Source organism: Hymenobacter algoricola (assembly GCF_039539525.1).
GTDB classification, from domain to species: domain Bacteria; phylum Bacteroidota; class Bacteroidia; order Cytophagales; family Hymenobacteraceae; genus Hymenobacter; species Hymenobacter algoricola.
This window is the reverse complement of record NZ_BAABDH010000047.1, coordinates 1-668: the sequence shown is the minus strand read 5'-3', so window position 1 is coordinate 668 and position 668 is coordinate 1. Positions and strand designations below refer to the sequence as shown.

1 protein-coding gene is annotated in these 668 nt (G+C 59.7%); it reads left to right on the top strand.

Going from position 1 to position 668, the window contains the following annotated elements; all coding sequences use genetic code 11:
* Positions 1 to 111 precede the first annotated feature (111 nt).
* Positions 112 to 668, top strand: a 557-nt coding sequence (locus ABD842_RS13685) for a hypothetical protein (RefSeq protein ID WP_345114904.1), incomplete at its 3' end; no start/stop codon positions are given.

The following is a 668-nucleotide window of genomic DNA, read 5'->3' as shown; positions in this document are numbered from 1 at the left end:
GCCACATACTGGATAACATATTGTCCAACAGGGCGCTAATCAGGAAAATAAGGCAGTTATAATCCTGAGTCGGAGGTTTTGCCCTATTTGTTTAACAACACCCCTTATTCCATGAATCCCACTCCCCCCACCCCCGGCAACGGCGTCGCGACGCTGATGGCCGAGATTGAGCGCATTGCCCAGGAGCTACGCGCCTACAACAAACGCCCCTTGCCGGCCACCGAGGACCAGGTGCAGGCCCTAGTGAAGCTGGCCGAGCGCGACCGGCCCCTGACGCTGAACGTGAACAGCGAGGCCGTGGCCACGCAGCTCGTGGGGAAGGTGGAGCAGCAGGCAAAGGTGTTTCAGGACACGGGCTATAAGCTGATTAACTACCTGGACGACCGGCAAAAGGTCATGACCACCGCACTGGACGAGCGGGTAGCGGCCTTGAAAGCGGCCGAAGCCAGCTTGCAGGCCACGGCGCAGCGCATCCCCCGGCAGGTGCCCTTGGACGTGTTTGAAAACTGGCGTTCGACGGTCGGCTTTACGGTCGGCCCCGTTGTGTTGGTGCTGCTTACGATGCTCATAACCGGGCATTTTTCGCGGGTGCCGAAGGCTGATTTAGAGCAAGCCCAGGCCGAAACCGCGCAGTTCCGGCAGGCCAAGGGGTTCTTGTTCCAAAAGGG